Origin of the sequence: Xanthomonas arboricola pv. juglandis, from assembly GCF_001013475.1 — a bacterium.
GTDB classification, from domain to species: domain Bacteria; phylum Pseudomonadota; class Gammaproteobacteria; order Xanthomonadales; family Xanthomonadaceae; genus Xanthomonas; species Xanthomonas arboricola.
On sequence record NZ_JZEF01000001.1, the window covers coordinates 838,136 to 859,884 of the forward strand.

A 21,749-nucleotide genomic window follows, 5' to 3' on the forward strand; every position below is an offset into this window, starting at 1 on the left:
GGCGATCGAGGAGGGCGATCGCGGCGATCGCGGCGGTATCATGACCGGCCAACCGTCCTGCCTTGAGCCATGTCGCCATTTGCGCTGCCGCCGTCCTGCACCCGTTCGTTCGCACCCGGCGCGTGGCGATGAGCCGCCCCGCACGGCCGGCGCCACGCGCCGCGGAAGGGCAGGTGCGCATCGTCGGCGGGCGCTGGCGCAATACCAAGCTGGCGGTGCCGGACCTGCCCGGCCTGCGCCCGAGCAGCGACCGCGTCCGCGAGACGGTGTTCAACTGGCTGATGCCGCGCCTGCCCGGCGCGCGTGTGCTGGACCTGTTTGCCGGGTCGGGTGCGCTGGGCCTGGAGGCGGTGTCGCGCGGCGCCGCGCACGCGACCCTGATCGAACGCGACCCTGGCCTGGTGCAGCGCTTGCGCCAGCACGTGACCAGGCTGGATGCGGCCGATCAGGTGCAGGTGCTGCAGGAAGATGCGCTGCGCTGGCTGGAGCGTGCGCCGGTGGCGCAGGCCAGCATCGCGTTCGTCGACCCGCCGTTTGCCGCCGGGCTGTGGCCCAGCGTGCTGGAACGCCTGCCCGCGCATCTGAGCGCCGATGCCTGGCTGTACCTGGAAGGCCCGGCCGAGGTCCCGCCGCAGGTGCCGGCCGGCTGGCATCTGCATCGCGAAGGTGCCACCCAGCAGGTGCGCTATGCGCTGTACCGCCGGGCCGCTGCTACACTGAACAACGATCCGACCCCGGTAGTTTCCGTATGAGCGTGGCCAATAGCCGCACCGCCGTCTATCCCGGTACCTTCGACCCGATCACCAACGGGCATATCGATCTGGTGAACCGCGCCGCGCCGTTGTTCGAGCGCGTGGTGGTCGGCGTGGCCTACAGCCCCTCCAAGGGCCCGGCCCTGCCGCTGGAGCGCCGCGTGGAGCTGGCACAGGAAGCACTGGCCGCGCACGCCAATGTGGAAGTGCGCGGCTTCGACACGCTGCTGGCCCACTTCGTGCGCGACATGGGCGCCGGGGTGCTGTTGCGCGGCCTGCGCGCGGTGTCCGACTTCGAATACGAATTCCAGATGGCCAGCATGAACCGCCATCTGATCCCGGAGGTGGAGACGCTGTTCCTCACCCCGGCCGAGCAGTACAGCTTCATCTCGTCCTCGCTGGTGCGCGAAATCGCGCGGCTGGGCGGGGACGTGTCCGGTTTCGTTCCGGCTTCGGTCGTCGAAGCCTTGCGGCAGGTGCGCGAGTCCCGCGCGCAGGCCTGATTCTCTAGCAGTCACATCACCACATGCTTTTCAAAGGGAGGAGTTTCATGAAACACACAATGCGCGCGCTGGTGCTCGCTTCGATCGCTGCTCTGGCCGTCACCGCCTGCAAGAAGGAAGAGCCGGCACCGACCGCCGCCGCCGCCCCGGCTGCGCTGACTGCGCCGGCCAAGGACGACAACGCCGGCTGGAAGAAGTACCTGCAGGAAGTGGTCGGCCAGAACCTGGGCACCACCACCAACAGCCCGTTCCTGTATTACTTGCCGCCGGAGTCCGATGCCGAGTTCGCCGGCAGCTACGAGCGTCAGCTGGAAAGCGTCAAGACCGCACTCGCGCGTGGTGTGCAGCCGGGCAACATGCTGGCCTTCGGTTCGTCCGCCTCGACCAAGATGGCCGACCTGATCGACGCCGCGTTCAAGGACGTGCCGGCCGATTCGATGAAGGGTGTGCGCGTGCTGTTCATCGGCAATGCGGCCGAGAATGCGCGGGTGCAGGGCATCGTCCAGCCCAAGGGCGTGGAATACACCTTCGTTGAAGCCAAGTAATGCCGTACCAGGCCGGAGGCGCGGGAGGGCGCGTCCGGCCGCCGTGCGGGACCGCAGCATGCTGCTGATCCCGCACGCCGTCGGCGCCGGTCCGCTCGGACCGGTTGCCGGCCACACGCATGGCGTTGTCCGTGCATCGCGCTACGCCCCGTGCGTCCGCTTCCGGCAGTACGTTGCGTTCCAGCGCCCGGCGTTGCATCGCGCTGCGCCGCATCGCATGGTGGTGCCGATATGTCGCTGAAGATTAACGAGCTCTGCGTCAACTGCGATGTCTGCGAGCCGGCGTGCCCGAACCAGGCCATCTCGATGGGCGAAACCATCTACGTGATCGATCCGGCACGTTGCACCGAGTGCGTGGGCCATTTCGACGAAGCGCAATGCGTGGTGGTGTGCCCGGTCGAATGCATCGACCCGGATCCGGCGATACCGGAAACCCACGATCAACTGCTCGCCAAGCTCATGCAGCTGCAGCGCGACCACCCCGAACTGTACGAACAGGAGCCTCCCGCCCCGTGAGCATCTTTTCCCGACGTTTCTCTTCGCGCGGCCTGTTGCTGCTGGCCCTGGTGCTGGCACCGCCGGCCTGGGCTGCCGATGGCGCCAAGCCTGCAGCAGCCACGAGCTCGCCGGTGGCGGGGCACCCGCCCGGTGCGGCGATTGCCAGCGGTCACGCGCTGGCCACCGACGCTGGCCTGCAGATCCTGCGCGAGGGCGGCAATGCGTTCGATGCGGCGATTGCGGTGTCGTCCACGCTGGCGGTAGTCGAGCCGATCAGCTCGGGGCTGGGCGGCGGCGGCTTCTTCCTGCTGCACGATGCCAAGACCGGCAAGGATGTGATGCTGGACGCGCGCGAGACTGCGCCCGAGTCGGCCAGTGAGGCGCAGTTCCTCGACAAGCAGGGCGCGCTGGACCGCGACCGCTCGGTCAACGGCCCCTGGTCGGCCGGTATTCCCGGGCTGCCTGCAGCGCTGGTGGAACTGGCCACCAAGCACGGCAGGCTGCCGTTGAAGCAGTCGCTGGCGCCGTCGATCCGCATCGCCAGCGAAGGCTTCCCGGTGTACGCGCGCATGGCCAAGGGCTATGCCTCGCGGCGCGAGGTGATGGAGCGTTACCCCGGCACGCGTGAGGTGTATCTGCGCGGCGGCAAGCCGATTGCCGAAGGCGACATCTTCAAGCAGCCCGAGCTGGCGCATACCCTGCAGCTGCTCGGCGACAAGGGCTTCGATGGCTTCTACAAGGGCGAAACCGCCAGGAAACTGCTGGCCGGCGTCAAGCAGGCCGGCGGGCAGTGGAAGGCCGCCGAGCTGTCCGGGTACCGGGTCAAGCAGCGCACGCCGATCCAGTTCGATTACCGCGGCTGGAAGATCACCACCGCACCGCCGCCGTCCTCCGGCGGGATCGCACTCGCCGCCATGCTGCAGATCCTGGAAGGCTGGGAACTGGACACGCTCGACGATGCGCACCGTACCCATCTGGTGGTGGAAGCGATGCGCCGCGCCTACCGCGACCGTACCTTCTTCCTGGGCGACCCGGACTTTGTCGCCGTGCCGCAGCGCGTGCTGACCAGCAAGGATTACGCACAAGGCCTGCGCGCCACGATCAACCCGGACAAGGCCACCCCCAGCGACCTGCTGTCGGGCAATCCGACCCCGCTGGAGGACGACGAGACCACGCACTTTTCCATCATCGACGGCGAGGGCAACCGCGTCGGCGCCACCCAGACCGTCAACCTGCTGTACGGCTCGGGCCTGATCCCCAAGGGCACCGGCGTGCTACTCAACGACGAGATGGACGACTTCGCGCTCAAGCCGGGCACGCCCAATGCCTTCGGCGTGATGGGCTACGCGGCCAACGCCCCCAAGCCGGGCAAGCGCATGCTCAGCTCGATGACGCCGACCTTCATGGAATCGGCCGACAAGGTCGCGGTGATCGGCACGCCGGGTGGCAGCCGCATCATCACCATGGTGCTGCTCGGCATCCTGGGCTACGACGCCGGCCTGGACGCGCAGCAGGTCAGCGCCTTGCCGCGCTATCACCACCAGTGGCTGCCGGACGTGATCGAGGCCGAGAGCAACGCGTTCTCGCCGCAGACCGCCAAGGCGCTGCAGGCGATGGGCCACGCGCTCAAGCTGCCGGGCGATACCGCCGAGGGCGGTCGCGGTTCCAGCCACGTCTGGGGCAACCTGCAGACGGTGGAATGGGACAAGCGCAGCAACGTGCTCACCGGCGGGAGCGACCCGCGCAACCCGGTGGGCAAGGCGCAGGTGCAGCTGGATGCGGCGGCGCGCTGATCGCTGATCGCTGATTGATCGAGATGTGCCTGTCCTCGTAGGCGAGGGCAGGCATGGCCGGAAGGCAGCGGGTGTTGCCTGTCGCATCTGCCGCGCCGTGTCATGGCATGGCCTGCGCGATGACGCGGTGGGCCGCAGGTGCTCGCCACCATCGATGCAGGCACGCGGCCGCAGCGATGCATTTCCACGCGGTTGCCTATGCCCGGATTGGACTTGTCGCCCTGCGCCAATGCAGCGACCATCGCGGCATGAACATTTTCCAGACTCTGCTCACCGGCATGGTGATCGCATCGCCCATCGCCGCCTGCGCGGCCGACACCACCGGCGACCAGGCCGCAGCGGCAACGGGCGCTGCCATCCACGTCAATCAGCTCGGCTATCTGCCCGGCTCTGCCAAGCTTGCGGTGCTCGGATTGCCGCAAGGCGCGGCGCCCACTGCGGACCGTTTCACGGTCGAGGATGCGCAGGGCCGCCAAGTGCTGGAGGGCAAGCTGCAGGCCGCCGCGCTGTGGGCGCCGGCCGGCCAGCAGGCGCGGGTGGCGGATTTTTCCAGCCTGCGCGCGCCGGGTACCTACCGGTTGAAGATCGACGGGCAGCCGGCGTCCGATCCGTTCCCGATCGCGGCCAGCGCGTATCGGCCCGTACTCGAAGCATCGCTCAAGGCGTTCTATTTCAATCGCGCCAGCACCGCGTTGCCGGCGCAGTTCGCCGGGCCGTATGCGCGTGCAGCCGGGCATCCGGATACGCAGGTGCGTATCCACCCTTCGGCGGCATCGGCCACGCGCCCGGCCGACAGCGTGATCAGTGCGCCCAAGGGCTGGTACGACGCCGGCGACTACAACAAGTACATCGTCAATTCCGGCATCAGCACCTATACCTTGCTGGCCGCCTACGAGCAGTACCCGGCACTGTTCAAGGCGCAGGCCTTGACCATCCCCGACGATGCGCCCGGCGTGCCCGGCATCCTGCAGGAGACCTGGTGGAATCTGGAATGGATGCTGGCCATGCAGGACCCGGCCGATGGTGGCGTGTACCACAAGCTCACCGACAAGCAGTTCGATGGACTGGTGATGCCCGCGCAGGCCACGCAACAACGCTATGTGGTGATGAAGGCCACCGCCGCCACGCTGGATTTCGCCGCAGTGATGGCGGCAGCCAGCCGCGTCTATGCGCCGTTCGACAAGCAGTATCCGGGCGCATCGGCGCGCATGTTGAACGCCGCGCGCAGTGCCTGGGCGTGGGCGCAGCAACACCCGGATGTGATCTATCGCCAGCCCGACGACGTACGCACCGGCGGCTATGACGATGCGCAGGTGAACGACGAATTCGCCTGGGCCGCGGCCGAACTGTATGTGAGCACGCGCGAGGATGGCTTCTACGACGCAATGATTGCGCGCAACGTACCGGCCAGCGTGCCGGGCTGGAGCAACGTCGGCGGCCTGGCCTGGATGTCGCTGGCCGAACATCGCGACACGCTCACCCCGCATGCCGATCGCGCACGCATCGCGGGTGAGATCACCAGTCTGGCGCAGCGTCTTGCCGATGAGTGGCAGGCCTCGCCCTGGCGTCTGGCGATGACCGACACCGACTTCGTGTGGGGCAGCAATGCGGTGGTGCTCAACCGCGCGATGATGTTGATGCAGGGCTATCGGCTGACCCGGCAGCGGCCGTATCTGGATGCCGCGCAGTCGCAGCTGGATTACATCCTGGGGCGCAATCCGTTGGGCCTGTCGTTCGTCACCGGCGTCGGGCTGCGCAGCCCGATGCATATCCACCATCGCCCTTCCGAGGCCGACGGCATCGACGCACCTGTGCCGGGCTGGCTGGCCGGTGGTCCGCAACCGGGCCAGCAGGACGCCAATGACTGCAAGGTGGCGTATCCCTCCAGGCTGCCGGCACTGTCGTATCTGGACAACACCTGCAGCTACGCCAGCAACGAGGTGGCGATCAACTGGAACGCGCCGCTGGTGTATGTGAGTGCGGCGATCCAGGCATCGACGCGGTAGGTCGGGCGTTTTTCAACGCAATGCCCGATGCCGCCGCCGTTCCTTCTCCCACCGGGAGAAGGTGGCGCGCAGCGCCGGATGAGGGTGCGCCTCAGGGGAGCTACCAATGCCGGCAATGACAAACGCGTCGCCACGCGCCGTCAGAAGTGACTCCCCGACTGCTTCGCTCGACGGACCTTCACCCCAATCCCCACTGCGCGCCCCCGGCCCGCGTTTGCGGCGCCGGCGCTTCAAGGCACGCGCGCCAATGGCGCGCAAGCGGAGTCTTCTCGCCCCGCAGTCAGAGGGGCTTCAAGCCGCCGCAGCTCACTCCACCCGCGTTCCGAAGATCCGGTCGCCTGCATCGCCCAGGCCGGGCAGGATGTAGCCCTTGTCGTTGAGGCGGTCGTCGATCGCGGCGGTGTAGACCTCCACGTCCGGATGCACGGCTTCCAGTGCCTTGAGGCCTTCCGGTGCGGCGACCAGGAAGATGCCCTTGATCCGCCGCGCGCCGGCGCGCTTGAGCATGTCGATGGTGGCGATCAGCGTGCCGCCGGTGGCCAGCATCGGGTCCAGGATCAGTGCATCGCGCTCTTCCAGGCGGCCGGTGAGGCGTTCGAAGTAGGGCACCGGCTGCAGGGTTTCTTCGTCGCGCTGCAGGCCGACCACGCTCACGCGCGCGGCCGGGATCAGCGCCAGCACGCCGGGCAGCATGCCCAACCCTGCGCGCAGGATCGGCACCAGGGTGATTTTTGCGCCGGCAATCCGCTGCACGGTCACCGGGCCGGCCCAGCCGGGTTGCACGTGCGATTCGGTGTCCAGATTGGCGGTGGCCTCGTAGGCCAGCAGTGTGCCCAGCTCGGTGACCAGTTCGCGGAAGCCCTTGGTGCTCAAGGCGGCATCGCGCAGCAGACCGATCTTGTGCTGGACGAGGGGGTGACGCACTTCGACGATTTTCATGGGCAGCGACAGGCGGGAGAGACCCACAGTGTGCCGCAGCCAGCGGCAGCGTCGCCACACATTGCGCGTGATCGCGCTTGCATATGTCATGTCAGTGAAACGTCGTAGACATAGTGTGCCCACCCATTCTTAACCGATTGGGGAAGCACCCGTGTTGAACAAGACTCCGCTGTGCCTGGCGATCACGCTGACGTTGGCGGTGGCCGCGCGGAGCCCGTTTGCGCAGGCGGCCGAGGGTGCGGCAGCTGCAACCGGTGCGTCCGGCGCGGCGGCGATCGATCTGGAGCGCCTGGAAGTGCGCCCGCAGGTGGAATCGCAGGTGCGCGCAGTCGATCTCAAGCGTGGCTCCGATGCGATCCAGGATGCTGTGGCCTCCGATGCGATGGGCCGCTACCCCGACAAGAATGTTGCAGAATCCTTGCAGCGCCTGCCCGGCGTCAGCGTCACCCGCGATCAGGGCGAAGGCCGCTTCGTGGTGATCCGCGGCCTGGATTCGGCGCTCAACAGCGTCACCATCGACGGCATGACCATGGGCACGCCGGAAGACGGCACGCGCTCGGCACCGCTGGACGTGATTCCGTCCGACTCCACCGAACGCCTGAAGGTGGTCAAGTCGCCGACGCCGGACATGCCGGGCGATTCCATCGGCGGTGCGATCCAGGTCGAGTCCACCTCCGCGTTCGATCGCGATGGCCGCACGCTGCGCGGCTCGGTCGAAGGCAGCCACCAGTCGCTGTCGGGCAAGACCAGCCCCAAGGGCGCGTTCAACTACAGCGATATCTTCGACGGCACGTTCGGCGTCGCAGTGGGTGTGAACTACCAGGACCGCGAATTCGAATCCGACAATACCGAAGTGGCCTACGACAGCTTCGACGGCGGTGCGGCCGACGATCTGTTCGCCGGCGAGGTGCAGCGCCGCAAGTACTTCATCGAGCGCACCCGCATGGGTGCCAACCTCAATCTGGACTGGCGCCCCGACGCGGACAACCGCTATTACCTGCGCACGCTGTACAGCCGCTTCGACGATGCCGAAACGCGCCAGCGCACCATCTTCGGCCTGGCCGATGGGCAGGTCAGCGCCAATGGCGATGGCACCTACGAGGTGGCCGATCTGCCGGCCGATTCCATCTCCAAGCGCGTGCGCTATCGCACCAAGAAGGAAGACACCATGGCCTTGAGCGTGGGCGGTGAAAACCGTCTGAGCGCCGCCACGGTGGACTACAAGCTGGGTTACACCAAGACCACAGAGCGCGTGAACGACGAGATGGAAGCGCGCTTCAACTACGACGGCGACGATCTGTCGGCCACGGTCGACCAGAACAGCGGCATTCCGCGCCTGGGCTTTTCCGACAACGGCTGGCAGAGCAACGACGATTTCGTATTCGACCGCTTCGTGCTTGCGCCCAAGCGGGTGGACGACAGCGAGCGCAGCGCGCAGATCAACGTGCGCTTCGACGGCGAGCATTCCAGCCTGAAGATGGGTGTGCTCGGCCGCTGGCGCGAGCGCGATGTCAATGTGGACGAAAGCGAGCTGCGTCGCGGGCCGGCGATCGATCTGAGCGACTGGACCACCGCCGCGCCGGAACACCGTGGCGGCACCCTGGGCGAAAGCATCGGCTCGGACGGCATGCGCCGTTACTGGAACACCTCCGGCAATCTGTACAGTGCGCGCCCGCAGGATGTCGGCGGCAATCTGCAGACCTCGCTGCAGGACGACTACAAGGCCACCGAAGACGTGTTCGCCACCTATGTGATGGGCACCTGGGACATCGGCGCACTGCGCGCGATTGCCGGTGTGCGCGTGGAAAACACCCAGTTCGACGCCATCGGCAATCAGGTCGACGTGGCCGAGAACGGCCGCACCGCCACGGTCACGCCGCGCGAAGCCTCCAGCAGCTACACCAATGTGCTGCCTGGCCTGCATCTGCGCTACGACACCGGCAACGACTGGGTGTTGCGGTTTGCCGCCAACAAGACCTTGTCGCGGCCTGCGTTCGGCGATGTCTCCCCGCGCGTGAGCATCAATCGTGGCGACAACGAGGTGAACGTCGGCAACCCCGATCTCGATCCGTATCGCTCCAGCAACCTGGACCTGTCGTTCGAAAAGTACATCGGCAGCACCGGCCTGATCTCGCTGGGCGTGTTCAACAAGTCGATCGACGACTACATCGTGCAGACCATCAGCACCAACGATGCCGAGTTCCCCGACCTGCAGGTCACGCGCTCGATCAACGGCGACACCGCCAAGGTGCGCGGCGCCGAATTCAACTGGCAGCAGGCGCTGGACTTCCTGCCCGAAGGCTGGAACGGCCTGCTGGTCGGCGCCAGCGCCACCGTGCTGGACAGTGACTTCGATCCCGGCCTGAGCGATCGCGCCGGCGAGGACTTCACCTTGCCGCGCTCGTCCAAGCGCATCTACAGCGGCCACCTGGGCTACGAAAAATACGGCTTCAGTGCGCGGGTTGCGGCGGTGTACCGCAGCGAGTACCTGGACACCATCGGCGAAAGCCGCGCGTACGATATCTATGTCGCCCCGCATACCCAGCTGGATTTCAGCATGAACTACCAATTCAACAGCCACGTCAGCCTGTATCTGGAAGCGCAGAACCTGCTGGACGAACCGCTGGAGCTGTACCAGGGCGTGCCCTCGCGCACGCTGCAGAACGAAGAATACGGCCGCACCTATGCGCTCGGCCTGAAGGTGGCACTGTGATCGCAACGCGCACGCGGCTCCACACAACGTTACTCCACACCACGCTGCTCGCCAGCGCGCTGGCGCTGACCGCCTGCGCCAGCGCACCGGTCGATCGCGAAGCCGACGAGGCATTGCTGAAAGACCCCTTGCTCAGCGAGGCCAAGGTGGCGCACCAGGTGGTGCCGGAGGCCTTCATCACCGCGCTGACCCCGGCCGACAATCTGGATTCGCCGGCCAGCTGGAGTGCGCCCGATGGCAGCCGCTGGTTGATCGCCACCGCCAAGGCCACGCATGCGCTGGTGGTGTTCGATGGCGATAGCGGCAAGCGCCTGCGCGTGGTCGGCGGCAAGGGCAAGGCGCTGGGCAAGCTGGATCGCCCCAACGGGATTTCGGTGGTCGACGATCTGGTGTTCGTGGTCGAGCGCGACAACCGCCGCGTGCAGGTGTTTGCGCTGCCCGACTTCACGCCGCTGACCAGCTTCGGCCAGGACGAATTGCGCGAACCCTACGGCCTGTGGGTGCGCAAGCACGACGGCGGCTACGAGGTGGTGGTCAGCGACAACTACATGTCGCCGGCCAACAAGGATGTGCCGCCGCCGCTGGCCGAACTCGGTCAGCGTTTCCGTCGCTATCAGTTGAACAACGCAGGGCAGGGCTGGCAATCGCGGCTGACGCAAAGCTTCGGCGATACCAGCGACGCGGGCGCGATCCGGATCGCCGAGTCGGTGTTCGGCGATGAAGCGCATGCGCGCCTGATGATTGCCGAAGAAGATGTCGCCGTGGGTACGCAGTTGCGCGAATACGGCATGGACGGACGCTATCGCGGCCGCAATGTCGGCAGCGGCCTGTTCAAGGCGCAGGCCGAAGGCATGACGCTGTTTGCATGCAAGGACGGTAGCGGCTACTGGATCGCCACCGATCAGTTCAAGGACCGCAGCGTGTTCCAGGTGTTCGATCGCCAGAGCCTGGCGCATGTCGGTGCCTTCGCTGGCCGGGTGACCGCCAATACCGACGGCGTGTGGCTGGATCAACGCGGCGATGCGCGCTTTCCGGGCGGGGTGTTCTACGCACTGCATGACGACCAGGCGGTGGCGGCATTCGACTGGCGCGATATCGCACGCACGCTGCGCCTGAAAGAGTGCGCGCCATGAGCGCTGCACGTGCGGCGCTGTCTGCAGCGCTGTTGCTGGTGGCGATGGCGGGCACGCGATCGTTCGCCGCCGAGCGCGCCGCCGAACCGAATACGCAGGTGCCGGCGGGTTCCAGCCACTATGTTGCCGATGGCTTCCCGGACCGCATCGTCGCCACGCCCGCGCAGGATGCGGCGACCGGTTTCGCGGTGGCCTGGCGTACCGATGCCAGCGTCGATCAGCCGTGGCTGGAACTGGTGGTTGCCGGCGACTCGCCCGACGTAGGTACGCCGCGCCGCATCCGCGCCAGCACCGCCACGCTGGCCAGCGAAAACGGCAGCTCGCACCACCATCGCGCCGATATCGACGGGCTGAAACCGGACACGCTGTACGCCTACCGCGTGCAGGGCAACCGCACCTGGGGCGCGTGGAATCATTTCCGCACCGCCGCCAGCCCCGACACGCCGCTGACGCTGCTGTACTTCGGCGACACCCAGAACAAGAACCTCAGCCTGGTCTCGCGGGTGATCCGCCAAGCCTGGCGCTCGGCACCGGACGCGCGGCTGGCCCTGTTCGCCGGCGATCTGGTCAGCGGCAAGGACGGCCAGGACGACAACGAATGGGCCGAATGGTTCGAAGCCGGGCGCTGGTTGCTGGAAGGCACCGCAGTGGCGCCGGCGCCGGGCAATCACGAATATCACGAGGAGGGCGAAGATACCCCGCAGGCCACGCGCACGCTCGGCAACCACTGGCCGGTGACCTTCGCCCTGCCGCGTAACGGGCCGTCGGCCACGGCGCGCACCAGCTACTGGTTCGACTATCAGGGCGTACGCATCGCCGTGCTGGACGGCACCTCGGTGCTGGATCTGGGCACCGGCCCGGCACAGGCGCAGTGGCTGGACAAGGTGCTGGCCGACAACCCGCACCCGTGGTCGATCGTGCTGATCCACCAGCCGTTCTTTTCCCCGCGCGCCGATCGCGAGAATCAGAAGCTGGTCGAGCAGGTGCTGCCGGTGATCCGCCGCCACAAGGTCGATCTGGTGCTGCAGGGCCACGACCACACCTACGGCCGGCGCGGCGATGAAGCAGGGCAGGCGACGCCGGTGTTCGTGGTCTCGGTGGCCGGGCCCAAGCAGTACCGGCTCTCGGACATGGCGCGCAAGACCATGCGTCCGGTCGGCGAAGACACCCAGCTCTATCAGGTGCTTCGCATCGACAACCAGAAGTTGCGTTACGAGTCGCGCACCGCCACCGGACGTCTCTACGATGCGTTCGAGCTGGAGCGCGGCAGCGATGGCGGCAAGCGGCTGGTGGAGCAGGAGGCCGGACGCATCGCACCGCGCGATTGCCCGCGCAGCGCAACCCCGAAGGGACGCGCGGACCGGTGCTGGGAGTGAGGTGAGATGACAGCAGCGTGGCGAGGCCAGCCGTGCGGGATGACGAGGCTGTGAGCGAACTTCGGTTCTGGATTGATTGTGCGAATCGGCGGTAGGCGTAACCATTTAAAAATGTGAATTACGTCACACCAATAATGGGACTACTGTTACGGCTGACCGGAGCTCCATCCGGGTAGCCGGCTTCGGTGCGGTGCTTCGGTGGAGGTCTGGTTCCCCCAGCCCCGAGAGCCCCCCATGATTCCCCACGTGTTCCATCTCACTGCGCCGACCAAGCACCTGCTCTGGGAAGAGCGCAAGATCCGGGCCCGCCTGCAGCGGCTGTTGCCGGGCTGGACCTGCAATGTCTGGGACGACGCCGACAACTCCGCACTGATGCGTCGCGCGTTCCCGGAATTCGCCGACCGCTACGAGGCGATACGCTTCGGCGTGATGAAGGCCGACATCGCCCGCTGCGCCTATATGCACAGCTACGGCGGGTTCTATTTCGACACCGACTACAAGCTGCTGCGCACGCTTGGCGCGGACGTACTGGCACAGCAATGCGTGCTGCCGATCGAAGAGGGCGCGCCCGGCAATGAGCAGTTCAAGATCGGCAATGCCGTGTTCGGCTCGGAGGCAGGACATCCGTTCTGGCGCGCCTTCATCGAGCACATCTTCACCACGCATGCGCCTGAGACGCTGGAAGACCACCGGCAGATTCCGATGATCTCCGGCCCGCGCGGGCTGACGCGTTTTTACAACGCGCACGCCGGCGAGTTTGCCGGCATCGTGTTCCCGGCGCGCGATGCGTTCCATCCGGATCGCACCTGGTTCGGGCTCGGCCACCGTGGTGGCACCGTCGCGGTGGGCTCGCACCTGTGCTGGGCGTCCTGGCGCGGCAAGTCGCCACGCCGGGCCGTGACCAATTACCTGCGACGCAAGCTGAGCGCCGTGCCGATCTGACCCGGCCGGGCAGTACATCGCCGCGCGCGACGGCAGGGACGCGCGGTGAGCTTCGGGGCGGCCGCGCACCTGTCCGAGGCGCGCAAGTACTGCCTGCGCCGCCTTGACTTCAAGCGCCTCACAAAACCACGGCGCTCACCGATCAGTGAGCGCAGCCGGTACTCGGAATCGGCGTGCACCGCTCGGATACTGCGCACCGTCCACTACCTGCGGACTGCCCGCCATCTTCTGCGGGTGGATCTCAGGCCGCCTCGGCCTGGGCCTGGCGCGGACCTTCCTTCAGTGCACGTGCGATCAACCCGACCAGCAGATCGAGTTCGTCTTCGTCCATCGCAAAGTGCGGGGTGAAGCGCAGCGAATTCTCGCCGCCATGGATCACGTTGACGCCGCGATGGCGCAGCCACTCTTCGGTAGAACCGGTGCCATAGCACTTGAACTGCGGCGCCAGCTCGCAGGAGAACAGCAAGCCGGTGCCCTGCACCTTGGTGATCAAACCGCCCAGCTCGGACTGCAGTGCCTGCAGCTTGGCGATCGCCTGCGCGCCGCGGGTGCGGATGTTTTCGCGCACCTGCGGGGTGAACAACGCCAGCGTGGCGCAGGCGACATCCAGCGCACGCGGATTGGTGGTCATGGTGTTGCCGTAGGTGCCCTTGCGGTACACCTGCGCGGCGTGTTCGGTCACCGCCAGCACCGACAGCGGGTACTGCGCGGCGTTGAGCGCCTTGGAATAGGTCTCCAGGTCCGGCGGGTCGAGCTGCTCGAAGCCGGGGTAATCCACCACCGACAGCACGCCGTGCGCGCGCAGGCCGGCCTGGATCGAATCCACCAGCAGCAGGCTGCCATGCAGGCGGGTCAGTTCGCGCGCTGCGGCATAGAACGCGGCCGGCAATGCGCGGCCCGGGTCGCCTTCGCCCATCACCGGCTCCAGGAACACTGCCTCGATGAACCAGTGATTGCGCGCGGCCTCGTCGAAGGCGCGCTGCAGCGCCGCCACGTCGTACGGCGCGATCGCGATCACCGAGTCTTCGTCGCGGTAGCTGGCCAGGTACTTGGTGTAGGTCTTGCGGCTGGAATCGGAATACAGGCCGGGGCGGTCGGTACGGCCATGGAAGCTGCCCTTGACCACCACGCGCTTGATGCTGGCACCGGCGTGGCGCGCGCCCGGGTCGGTGTGCAGCTTGGCGTTGGTGTCGACGATGCGCGCGGCCAGGCCGACCGCTTCGGAGCCCGAATTGAGACACATGAAGCGTGCGAACGGACAGCCGCCGCGGGTATGGCCGATCTCGGCGCGCAGGGCGCGGTCGAGCCGGCGCTGCGCCAGGCTGGGGGTCATCACGTTGGCCATCACCTGCGGACGCGCCATCGCCTCGAGCACCGGCGCGGGGGTGTGGCCGAAGCCAAGCATGCCGTAGCCGCCGGCGTCGTACAGCACCGCGCCCTTGAGCGTGATCACCCAGGGCCCGCGCGCGGCCAGCGCCACGTACGGGGTCACCGCATCGTCGGCGTAGAAATTGATGAAGCCGTCCTGCACCGCACTGATCTGGGCGTCTTCGTCCAGGTCCAGCAGGTCGGCGGCCTCCGCGCGCACCTGCGCGTACTCGGCGGCCGCGGCGTCGATGGCGCGTGCCAGATCCGGGTGGTTGGCGGCCAGACGCACGATGCTGGCATCGTCCAGGCCATCGGTCAGGCGGCGGCCGGCGTGGGCACGCAGCGGGGCGAGCGGGGCGGGGACGGACATGGCGCATCTCCTGCAAGGTGGCGTTCCCTTCCTATTATCGGCAGAAGATCGGCGTTTGGCAGCGTGAATCCGGGCAGGAAGTCGGGTATTTTCGTCGAATCGACGAACCAATTGGGCAAAAGTGAAAATCACTCCCTCCGACGAACGCCTGCTGTCGCTGCTGCGCGAGGACGCGCGCGCCTCCACCGCGCAGATTGCGCGCCGGCTCGGGCTGTCGCGTACCACCGTGCAGAGCCGGATCGAAAAACTCGAACGCGACGGCGTGATCAGCGGCTACACCGTGCGCACCCACGACGCCTACGAACAGGGTCGCATCCGCGCGCATATCCTGATCACCGTGCTGCCCAAGAAGATGCCAGCCGTGGTCAAGGCGCTGCGCGACATCCCGCAGGTGCGCCTGCTGCACTCGGTCAGCGGCGCCTACGACCTGATCGCCCTGGGCGTGGTCGGCGGCGTCAACGAGATGGACGTACTCACCGACGCCATCGGCGCGATCGACGGTGTCGAGCGCACGACGACGTCGATCATTTTGTCAACGAAATTTGAGCGGTGAGGGGCGGGGAATCGGGAGTGGGGAATCGGGAATCGGGAGAGCATGATCCGGTGACCGAAGCCCTTACTGCGCAAAGCGGCCCGCTTTTACGATTCCCGATTCCCGATTCTCCATTCCCGGCCGCAGTTACAATATCCGGCTCCTCAGCCATCCGATCCTGCGGCCTTGAAGAAGTCCGATTTCAACTATTCGCTGCCCGACGAGCTGATTGCCCAGGCGCCTTTGGCCGAGCGGGCGGCCAGCCGCTTGCTGGTGGTGCCGCCGTCGCCGCAGGCGCTGGTCGACCGGCAGGTGCGGGATCTGCCCGAGCTGCTGCAGCCGGGCGATCTGCTGATCTTCAACGATACCCGGGTGATCCCGGCGCGGCTGTTCGGGCAGAAGGCCAGTGGCGGGCGGGTGGAAATCCTGATCGAGCGCCTGCTCGGCGAGCGCGAGGCGCGGGTGCAGATCGGCGCCAGCAAGTCGCCCAAGGCCGGCAGTCGGATCGCGCTGGATGCCGGTGGCCAGGCCGAGGTGCTGGGCCGCGACGGCGAGTTCTATTTGCTGCGCTTCGAGATCCCCACGCCGCTGGAGCACTGGTTGCTGGAAGCCGGGCGCCTGCCGCTGCCGCCGTACATCCGCCGCGAGCCGGGGGTGGAAGACCGCGAGCGCTACCAGACCGTGTTCGCGCGCGAAGTCGGCGCGGTGGCTGCCCCCACCGCCGGCCTGCATTTCGACGAGGCGTTGCTGGCGCGGTTGCGCGAGCGTGGGGTGGAGTTCGGCCATGTCACCTTGCATGTGGGCGCCGGCACCTTCCAGCCGGTACGCGTGGATGCGCTCGACCAGCACGTGATGCACACCGAGTGGCTCAATGTCGGCGCCGCGCTGGTCGAGCAGGTGCGCCGCACCCGGGCCCGCGGCGGCCGCGTCATCGCGGTGGGAACCACCGTGGTGCGCTCGCTGGAAAGCGCCTGGCGCACCAGCGATGCCGCGCCCGAAGGCGAACTGCTGCCGTTTGCCGGCGAAACCCAGATCTTCATCCTGCCCGGCTACCGCATCCGCAGCGTCGACGCGATGGTCACCAATTTCCATCTGCCCGAAAGCACGCTGCTGATGATGGTCTCGGCCTTCGCCGGCCGCGAGCGCATCTTCGCCGCCTATCAACACGCCATCGAACAGCGCTATCGCTTCTTTTCCTACGGCGATGCGATGTTGCTGTGGAGCAGGGAATCGGGAATCGGGAATGGGGAATCGTAGAGCGGCATCCGCCGAACGATCAGCCACCTGCCAACCGCTCTTCCGATTCCCAAATCCCGATTCCCCATTCCCGGCCTTTCAATGTCCCGACTCCAGTTCCAGCTTCAAGCCACCGACGGCCATGCCCGGCGTGGGCGTCTGACCTTTCCGCGTGGCACCGTCGAGACGCCGGCGTTCATGCCGGTGGGCACCTATGGCTCGGTCAAGGGCATCCTGCCCGAGCAGATCCGCGCGCTGGGTGCGGAGATCATCCTGGGCAATACCTTCCACCTGTATCTGCGCCCGGGCCTGGATGTGATCGGCGATCACGGCGGGTTGCACGGGTTTGCGCGCTGGGACGGGCCGATCCTCACCGATTCGGGCGGGTTCCAGGTGTTTTCGCTGGCGCATCGCCGCAAGATCACCGAGCAGGGCGTGACCTTCGCCTCGCCCACCGATGGTGCGCGGGTGTTCCTGGGCCCGGAAGAGAGCATGCAGATACAGAAGGTGCTCGATTCGGACATCGTGATGATCTTCGACGAATGCACGCCGTACCCGGCCACCGAAGAGGTGGCGCGGCGCTCGATGGAGCTGAGCCTGCGCTGGGCGCAACGCTCGCGGCAGGCGCATGACGGGCTGGGCAACGACGCGGCGCTGTTCGGCATCGTGCAGGGCGGGGTGCATCCGGACCTGCGCAGCCGCTCGCTGGACGGACTGCAGGGCATCGGTTTCGACGGCTACGCCATCGGCGGGCTGGCGGTGGGCGAGCCGGAACATGAGCGCAACGCGATGCTGGAACACCTGCATCCGCGCCTGCCGGCCGACCGCCCGCGCTATCTGATGGGCGTGGGCCGGCCGGAGGACTTGGTCGAAGGCGTGGCGCGTGGCGTGGACATGTTCGACTGCGTGATGCCCACCCGCAATGCGCGCAACGGGCATTACTTCACCTCCTTCGGCACCGTGCGCATCCGCAACGCCAAGTACGAGCGCGACCTGGACACCATCGAGCCGGGCTGCGGCTGCCATGCCTGCAGCAGCGGCTACACACGTTCCTACCTGCGCCACCTGGACCGTTGCAACGAGATGCTGGCGCCGATGCTGGGCACCCTGCACAACCTTTGGTACTACGAGAAGTTGATGGCCGACCTGCGCGCGGCGATCGCCTCGGGAACCTTTGCCGAGTTCCGGCGGTCCTTCTATGCGGCACGCGGCGCCATCACGCCGCCGTTGCCGGGGGAAACCAGCTGAGACCGGCCGTCCGCGCCCTTGCGCGGACGGTTTGGAACCTGCATGGCATAATTCCCGGCTGTTCCGCTCCGGCGGTACCTGAATAGCGAGCGGCCGGTTGGCGCGCTGGCACCCAAACTAGGATGCACTGAATGAATCTGCTCGATTTCCTGATCCCCGTCGCCCAGGCGCAGGCCACTGGCGGCGCGCCGGCGCCCGGCCCGATGGGAGGCCTGTCCACCTTCGCGTTGCCGATCATCCTGATCGCGGTCATGTACTTCCTGATGATCCGCCCGCAGATGAAGCGCCAGAAGGAGCACAAGTCGCTGCTGGACAAGCTGGCGCGCGGCGACGAAGTCATCACCTCCGGCGGCGTGGCGGGCGTGATCACCGATATCGGCGACAACTTCATCACCGTGGAAGTGGCCGACAACGTGCGCATCCGCGTGCAGAAGAGTGCCGTGGGCCACGTGCTGCCCAAGGGCACGCTGAAGTCTGCCAACTAAGCGGCAACCAACCCGCTGCGTCCACTGTCAGGTGGGCGCAGTCGGTGCCGCGAACCGGCGTTGACCGCCGCATCCACCTGACGACCGCTGGCGACGTTGTGTTGGCCGCTTGAAGTCGTTCTCACTGCTAGGCGCGCCGCCGGGATGGTGTCGCGCGGGACTGTCGCAATGCTCGAATTTCCTCGCTGGAAGTATTTCCTGATCCTGCTGGTGCTGGCGGTCAGCGCGTTGTACGCGTTGCCCAACATCTACCAGAAGGACCCGTCCGTGCAGATCACCGCCAGCCGCGGTGCCCAGCTCGACGACGCCTTGCGCAGCCGCATCGACGCCGACCTCAAGGCCGCCGGCATCACGCCGAAGGCCGTCACCCGGGAAGGCGACAGCCTGATGGTGCGCCTGCCCAACCTGCAGGCACAGACCCGCGCCAACGACGTGCTGCGCCAGCAACTGGGCGAGAACTACACGGTAGCGCTGAATCTGGCCTCGACCGTGCCGGACTGGCTGGCCAAGCTGGGCGGCCGGCCGATGGTGCTGGGCCTGGACCTGGTCGGCGGCGTGCACTTCGCCATGCAGGTGGACCAGAAGGCCGCGCTGGAAAAGCGCCTGGACGGCTTTGCCGAAGACATCCGCACCACGCTGCGCGATGGCCGTATTGCCTACCGCTCGGTCGAGCGCCGCGGCGACAACAGCATCCAGGTCAGCCTGAGCGAGGGCGCCAGCGTCGACGCCGCGCGCACCGCGCTGGCCAAGTCGCAGCCGACCCTGACCTACGACGTCAGCGGCCAGAACATCTCGGTCAAGGTGCCGGAGGCCGAACTCAAGCAGATCGCCAGTGGCGCGATCGAGCAGAACCTCACCACCTTGCGCAACCGCGTCAACGCGCTGGGCGTGTCCGAACCGACCATCCAGCGCCAGGGCGAGGACCGCATCGTGGTCGAACTGCCCGGCCTGCAGGACACCGCCGAGGCCAAGCGCCTGATCGGCGCCACCGCCTCGCTGGAATTCCGCGCGGTGGTCGAAGGCAATGCCGAAGACGCCGTGCGCAGCGGCAGCATCCCGCCCGAAGCCAAGGTCTACCGCGTGCGCGATACCGGCGCGCCGGTGCTGCTCAACAAGCGCGCGCTGGTGACCGGCGACCAGATGGTCAGCGCCAGCGTCAGCACCGACCAGAACGGCATGCCGGCGGTGGCGGTGACGCTCAACAACGTCGCCGGCCAGCGCATGCTCGACTACACCAGCGCCAACGTCGGCAAGCTGATGTCGGTGGTCTACATCGAGCGCATTCCCACCGTCAGCATGGTCGACGGCAAGGAAGTGCGCAGCGTGCGGGTCAAGGAAGAGGCGTTGTCGCCGACCCGCATCGCCGGCGTGTTCGGCAAGAACTTCCAGACCACCGGTCTGGAAAAGACCGAAGCCGAGAACCTGGCCAAGCTGCTGAAATCCGGTTCGCTGGCGGCACCGATGGATTTCGTCGAGGAATACGTGATCGGCCCGAGCCTGGGCGCGGAGAACGTGGAGCGCGGCGTCACCGCGGTGATCTACTCGTTCCTGTTCACGCTGGTGTTCTTCACCGTCTACTACCGCGTGTTCGGCGCGATCACCTCGGTGGCGCTGCTGTTCAACCTGCTGATCGTGGTGGCGGTGATGTCGCTGTTCGGTGCCACCATGACGCTGCCGGGGTTTGCCGGCCTGGCCTTGTCGGTGGGCCTGTCGGTGGACGCCAACGTGCTGATCAACGAGCGTATCCGCGAGGAGCTGCGACTGGGCGTGCCGGCCAAATCGGCGATTGCCGCCGGGTATGAAAAGGCCGGCGGCACCATCCTGGACGCCAACCTCACCGGTCTGATCGTGGCGGTGGCCTTGTACGCGTTCGGCACCGGCCCGCTGAAGGGCTTCGCGCTGACCATGATGATCGGTATCTTCGCCTCGATGTTCACCGCGATCACCGTGTCGCGTGCGCTGGCGGTGCTGATCTACGGCCGCCGCAAGAAGCTGAAGACCGTCGCCATCTGAGATGCGAGTCCGGCCTTGCCCCCGCAGCGCGCTGCAGGCGGCGGGGGATGAATCCCTTCGCAAGCGTTGCGCATCCTGACGGTGCGCAACGTCTAAACGGAAGATCTTTTCCATGAAATTGTTCCCGCTCCATCTCATTCCCAACGACACCAAGATCGACTTCATGCGCCTGCGCAAGCCGGTGCTGATCCTGATGCTGGTGATCGCGGTAGCCTCGGTCGGCGTCATCGTCGGCAAGGGCTTCAACTACGCACTGGAATTCACCGGCGGCACGCTGGTGCAGACCTCGTTCCAGAAGACCGTGGACGTGGACCAGGTGCGCGAGCAGCTGGCCAAGGCCGGCTTCGAGAACGCCCAGGTGCAGAACGCGCGCGGCGGCAACGAAGTGATGATCCGCCTGCAGGCGCGCGAGCAGCACAACAACCGCGACGATGCCGCAACCACCGTCGCCGAAGAAGTGCGCAAGGCGGTCAGCACCGCGCAGAACCCCGCCACTGTGCAGCCGGGCGAATTCGTCGGCCCGCAGGTCGGCAAGGATCTGGCCTTGAACGGCGTGTACGCCACCGTGTTCATGCTGGTGGGCTTTCTGATCTATATCGCCTTCCGCTTCGAGTGGAAGTTCGCAGTGGTCGCCAGCCTGACCGCCTTGTTCGACCTACTGGTCACCGTGGCCTTCGTGTCGCTGACCGGCCGCGAGTTCGACCTGACCGTGCTGGCCGGCCTGTTGTCGGTGATGGGCTTTGCGATCAACGACATCATCGTGGTGTTCGACCGCGTGCGCGAAAACTTCCGCGCGTTGCGGGTGGAGCCGCTGGAAGTGCTGAACCGCTCGATCAACCAGACGCTGTCGCGCACGGTGATCACCGCGGTGATGTTCTTCCTGTCGGCACTGGCGTTGTACATCTACGGCGGCGAATCGATGGAAGGTCTGGCCGAGACGCACATGATCGGCGCGGTGATCGTGGTGATCTCCTCGGTGATCGTGGCAGTGCCGATGCTGAGCATCGGGCCGTTCGCCGTCACCAAGCAGGATCTGCTGCCCAAGGCCAAGGACGTGGAAGCGCTGGCGCGTCGTCCCTGATTGGTCATCGATCTTCGATCACGAAAAAACCGCGCACTGCGCGGTTTTTTCGTTTTGGCGCATCGAGCAGGGCAGCCCAACGCGTCGTAGGAGCGCGCCAGAGCGCGACCGGGCTTTATCGGGAATGCTTCATCGCGCCCGGGTGCGCTCCTACCGGGCCAAGCGAGCGGGCTGGCTAAAACCCGCCGGACCCAGCTCAGCCGTGCAACGCAATGC

General features: G+C 66.7%; 18 protein-coding genes. 16 read left to right on the forward strand and 2 right to left on the reverse strand.

Features of this window, described 5'->3' with window-relative positions:
• The first annotated feature begins 62 nt into the window (after positions 1-62).
• From rsmD to XARJCFBP2528_RS03350, 6 genes are all read left to right on the forward strand, one after another.
• Positions 63-752: a 16S rRNA (guanine(966)-N(2))-methyltransferase RsmD gene (gene rsmD / locus XARJCFBP2528_RS03325; protein WP_026064504.1), complete on the forward strand. Its 690-nt coding sequence runs from the start codon at positions 63-65 to the stop codon at positions 750-752.
• Positions 749-1,255, forward strand: a complete 507-nt coding sequence (gene coaD / locus XARJCFBP2528_RS03330) for a pantetheine-phosphate adenylyltransferase (RefSeq protein ID WP_016903280.1) — start codon at positions 749-751, stop codon at positions 1,253-1,255. Before rsmD ends, coaD begins: the two co-directional genes overlap by 4 nt.
• Before the next feature lie 47 nt (positions 1,256-1,302).
• Positions 1,303-1,800 carry a hypothetical protein gene (locus XARJCFBP2528_RS03335; protein ID WP_026064505.1) on the forward strand — a complete coding sequence of 166 codons (498 nt, stop codon included), beginning with the start codon at positions 1,303-1,305 and terminating at the stop codon, positions 1,798-1,800.
• A 231-nt stretch (positions 1,801-2,031) separates the two neighbouring features.
• Positions 2,032-2,316 (forward strand): YfhL family 4Fe-4S dicluster ferredoxin, encoded by a 285-nt coding sequence (locus XARJCFBP2528_RS03340; protein WP_003489796.1) that lies wholly within the window; start codon positions 2,032-2,034, stop codon positions 2,314-2,316.
• Positions 2,313-4,091, forward strand: a complete 1,779-nt coding sequence (gene ggt, locus XARJCFBP2528_RS03345; RefSeq protein WP_026064506.1) for a gamma-glutamyltransferase — start codon at positions 2,313-2,315, stop codon at positions 4,089-4,091. Before XARJCFBP2528_RS03340 ends, ggt begins: the two co-directional genes overlap by 4 nt.
• A gap of 248 nt (positions 4,092-4,339) precedes the next feature.
• Positions 4,340-6,097, forward strand: a complete 1,758-nt coding sequence (locus tag XARJCFBP2528_RS03350) for a glycoside hydrolase family 9 protein (protein WP_047124469.1) — start codon at positions 4,340-4,342, stop codon at positions 6,095-6,097.
• A 306-nt stretch (positions 6,098-6,403) separates the two neighbouring features.
• Here XARJCFBP2528_RS03350 and upp read toward each other — a convergent pair whose 3' ends face one another.
• Complete coding sequence (upp, locus tag XARJCFBP2528_RS03355) at positions 6,404-7,036, reverse strand: uracil phosphoribosyltransferase (protein ID WP_039516460.1); 633 nt, start codon at positions 7,034-7,036, stop codon at positions 6,404-6,406.
• 151 nt (positions 7,037-7,187) lie between these two features.
• On the opposite strand from upp, the gene XARJCFBP2528_RS03360 reads away from it, so the two are divergent.
• The 4 genes from XARJCFBP2528_RS03360 to XARJCFBP2528_RS03375 all read left to right on the forward strand — a co-directional run bounded on the left by XARJCFBP2528_RS03360 (position 7,188) and on the right by XARJCFBP2528_RS03375 (position 13,200).
• The gene (locus tag XARJCFBP2528_RS03360; RefSeq protein ID WP_047124310.1) at positions 7,188-9,749 is read left to right on the forward strand and encodes a TonB-dependent receptor; all 2,562 of its coding nucleotides are present in this window, start codon (positions 7,188-7,190) and stop codon (positions 9,747-9,749) included.
• A complete protein-coding gene (locus tag XARJCFBP2528_RS03365) occupies positions 9,746-10,882 on the forward strand; it encodes a phytase (protein ID WP_047124311.1) in 1,137 nt (378 codons plus the stop codon). The genes XARJCFBP2528_RS03360 and XARJCFBP2528_RS03365 overlap by 4 nt, the downstream gene beginning before the upstream one ends.
• Positions 10,879-12,258, forward strand: a complete 1,380-nt coding sequence (locus XARJCFBP2528_RS03370) for a purple acid phosphatase family protein (protein WP_047124312.1) — start codon at positions 10,879-10,881, stop codon at positions 12,256-12,258. The genes XARJCFBP2528_RS03365 and XARJCFBP2528_RS03370 overlap by 4 nt, the downstream gene beginning before the upstream one ends.
• Before the next feature lie 234 nt (positions 12,259-12,492).
• Positions 12,493-13,200 (forward strand): glycosyltransferase family 32 protein, encoded by a 708-nt coding sequence (locus XARJCFBP2528_RS03375; protein WP_026064508.1) that lies wholly within the window; start codon positions 12,493-12,495, stop codon positions 13,198-13,200.
• 241 nt (positions 13,201-13,441) lie between these two features.
• On the opposite strand, the gene XARJCFBP2528_RS03380 is transcribed toward XARJCFBP2528_RS03375, so the two are convergent.
• Complete coding sequence (locus XARJCFBP2528_RS03380) at positions 13,442-14,938, reverse strand: aminotransferase class III-fold pyridoxal phosphate-dependent enzyme (protein WP_016903290.1); 1,497 nt, start codon at positions 14,936-14,938, stop codon at positions 13,442-13,444.
• A 121-nt stretch (positions 14,939-15,059) separates the two neighbouring features.
• Between XARJCFBP2528_RS03380 and XARJCFBP2528_RS03385 the strand changes: the two genes are divergently transcribed.
• The 6 genes from XARJCFBP2528_RS03385 (at position 15,060) to secF (ending at position 21,533) form a co-directional block, all read left to right on the forward strand.
• The gene (locus tag XARJCFBP2528_RS03385; protein WP_016903291.1) at positions 15,060-15,491 is read left to right on the forward strand and encodes an Lrp/AsnC family transcriptional regulator; all 432 of its coding nucleotides are present in this window, start codon (positions 15,060-15,062) and stop codon (positions 15,489-15,491) included.
• Positions 15,492-15,656: 165 nt separating this feature from the next.
• Complete coding sequence (gene queA / locus XARJCFBP2528_RS03390; protein ID WP_016903292.1) at positions 15,657-16,727, forward strand: tRNA preQ1(34) S-adenosylmethionine ribosyltransferase-isomerase QueA; 1,071 nt, start codon at positions 15,657-15,659, stop codon at positions 16,725-16,727.
• A gap of 81 nt (positions 16,728-16,808) precedes the next feature.
• Complete coding sequence (tgt, locus tag XARJCFBP2528_RS03395) at positions 16,809-17,954, forward strand: tRNA guanosine(34) transglycosylase Tgt (protein WP_016903293.1); 1,146 nt, start codon at positions 16,809-16,811, stop codon at positions 17,952-17,954.
• A 131-nt stretch (positions 17,955-18,085) separates the two neighbouring features.
• Complete coding sequence (gene yajC, locus XARJCFBP2528_RS03400) at positions 18,086-18,439, forward strand: preprotein translocase subunit YajC (RefSeq protein WP_016903294.1); 354 nt, start codon at positions 18,086-18,088, stop codon at positions 18,437-18,439.
• 168 nt (positions 18,440-18,607) lie between these two features.
• On the forward strand, positions 18,608-20,452 hold the full coding sequence (secD, locus tag XARJCFBP2528_RS03405; RefSeq protein WP_026064509.1) for a protein translocase subunit SecD: 1,845 nt from the start codon (positions 18,608-18,610) through the stop codon (positions 20,450-20,452).
• 112 nt (positions 20,453-20,564) lie between these two features.
• Positions 20,565-21,533: a protein translocase subunit SecF gene (gene secF / locus XARJCFBP2528_RS03410; RefSeq protein ID WP_016903296.1), complete on the forward strand. Its 969-nt coding sequence runs from the start codon at positions 20,565-20,567 to the stop codon at positions 21,531-21,533.
• Positions 21,534-21,749 lie beyond the last annotated feature (216 nt).

Coding starts and splice junctions, on each gene's coding strand:
- XARJCFBP2528_RS03370 (WP_047124312.1), top strand. CDS start 10,879: ATGAGCGCTGCACGTGCGGCGCTGTCTGCAGCGCTGTTGCTGGTGGCG.
- coaD (WP_016903280.1), top strand. CDS start 749: ATGAGCGTGGCCAATAGCCGCACCGCCGTCTATCCCGGTACCTTCGAC.
- XARJCFBP2528_RS03335 (WP_026064505.1), top strand. CDS start 1,303: ATGAAACACACAATGCGCGCGCTGGTGCTCGCTTCGATCGCTGCTCTG.
- upp (WP_039516460.1), bottom strand. CDS start 7,036: ATGAAAATCGTCGAAGTGCGTCACCCCCTCGTCCAGCACAAGATCGGT.
- XARJCFBP2528_RS03380 (WP_016903290.1), bottom strand. CDS start 14,938: ATGTCCGTCCCCGCCCCGCTCGCCCCGCTGCGTGCCCACGCCGGCCGC.
- yajC (WP_016903294.1), top strand. CDS start 18,086: ATGAATCTGCTCGATTTCCTGATCCCCGTCGCCCAGGCGCAGGCCACT.
- secF (WP_016903296.1), top strand. CDS start 20,565: ATGAAATTGTTCCCGCTCCATCTCATTCCCAACGACACCAAGATCGAC.
- XARJCFBP2528_RS03340 (WP_003489796.1), top strand. CDS start 2,032: ATGTCGCTGAAGATTAACGAGCTCTGCGTCAACTGCGATGTCTGCGAG.
- XARJCFBP2528_RS03350 (WP_047124469.1), top strand. CDS start 4,340: ATGAACATTTTCCAGACTCTGCTCACCGGCATGGTGATCGCATCGCCC.
- tgt (WP_016903293.1), top strand. CDS start 16,809: ATGTCCCGACTCCAGTTCCAGCTTCAAGCCACCGACGGCCATGCCCGG.
- XARJCFBP2528_RS03375 (WP_026064508.1), top strand. CDS start 12,493: ATGATTCCCCACGTGTTCCATCTCACTGCGCCGACCAAGCACCTGCTC.
- secD (WP_026064509.1), top strand. CDS start 18,608: ATGCTCGAATTTCCTCGCTGGAAGTATTTCCTGATCCTGCTGGTGCTG.